Raw genomic sequence first — 1529 nt, 5'->3', positions numbered from 1 at the left:
ATTTTGTATAGCTTCAAAAAAATCCTCGCTATCATTTCCATGTTTGCAAAATCGCATAAAAATTTCGGATAGAGTACTAGCATCAGTATTTAGAGCCAATCCCTTTTTTTGATTACTAATGGTCTGCAAAAGGAACTTATAAAAAATATCAGGAGGTACAGGGATTCTAAGGTAATAATCTCCTATAAACCACTCGCTTGGTCCTTTCTTGACTTTGTCCTCTATATATTGTTTCACTAACTCTTCAAATTTTTTGGCTAACTCAGGAGAACCATTTTTTTCGAGTATATTGTAATAGAGGCTTAAATTAGGGAATGCTTCTCTGTCTATCCTATCCTTAATATTGTCAAATAGTCTCTGATTGAAGCTTTGATCTGAGTCTAAATTACGATATTCAGCCATCAAGTTCTTATTTTCTCTATCATTTTCCAAATTTTGTTCAGTAATTAAGTCTTGCTCTAGTAGGCTTTCAAACTTTTCATGATCTACATCAATATTGGTAATCAGTTCAATAATGATTTTAGCCCACCCTTCCATACGAAAGTTAGGATAGAATTTTGAAAGCTTTTTTTCTACATCATCTTTCTTAGTTCTAACAGGTGGTTTTAGTGCTTCATCATCACTTTTTAAAAAGATATCTAATCGGTCATCGAGACCATCTTCAGAAAAATATGTTTCTAACTCTTTCATATCGACATCAAGAACTTTAGGAATGTCATTAACAAGCTTGATAATAAGAATTTGTCTTAGGATTTCTTCCTTGCTCAACTCTGATAAATCTGATGAGTGTTTTATTATCTCCTGATAGATTTTCTGAACGCGCTGATAAAACCTAAGATTTCTAACACCCATAGTTTGATAAAATTTCTCGTAGATAGGAAATGTATCGACATCACTAATCTTATCTTTAATAATTGATAATGAGTCATCTAAAACTAATACTTCATCAAACACTTTTTCCTTATATTCTCTAAATTTTTTATCTGCTTTACCTTCGTGTAATATCACTACTACTTTACAGTTTTTCTCTAAGCTTAGATGATTCACTAAACCCATCACATCTTTAATATCTAAGTTTTTAGATAGCCTTTCGATATCGTCAATGCAAACCAAAGTGTCTCCGATAAGACTGGTAATGGCACTGCTAATTAATCCCTTACCAAGAGACAAACTGACACCTGCACCTTCAAGTTTTGGCAGGTCTATAGCATCCAAGCTCTTTTTAAAGATACCTTTAAGACCAGAAAGGTAGTCTTTTTTTTGAGTGGTCTCGTGGGTGCTAAGGGCAATTTCAAATTTCAACGCTTCTATTGAATCTATACCGAAAAGAGAGACATAAGAGTATTTGTTAACACCTAAATTTATATGGTTTTCCTCGTAGAAGTCATTCCAAAAGCGCGTCTTACCAATACCCCATTCACCAGTCAGAGCAATAGCAAATGAGCTTTCTTCATCAATCAAATCTATAAGTCGTTTTTCAAGATTTTCTACATTTGCCATCACTAATACCTTACAGATGTTCTTAAAAT

The 1529-nt window shown here is 33.1% G+C and carries 1 protein-coding gene; it reads right to left on the bottom strand.

Annotation, left to right across the window (positions count from 1 at the left end):
* Positions 1-1500, bottom strand: a 1500-nt coding sequence (locus tag B3V51_RS10565; RefSeq protein ID WP_286708385.1) for a P-loop NTPase fold protein, incomplete at its 3' end; no start/stop codon positions are given.
* Between the last annotated feature and the right edge of the window lie 29 nt (positions 1501-1529).

Source organism: Psychrobacter sp. UBA2514 (assembly GCF_002341255.1).
Lineage (GTDB): Bacteria > Pseudomonadota > Gammaproteobacteria > Pseudomonadales > Moraxellaceae > Psychrobacter > Psychrobacter pacificensis.
Note: the sequence above shows the minus strand (reverse complement) of the source record. Positions and strands in the feature narration are given on the sequence as shown.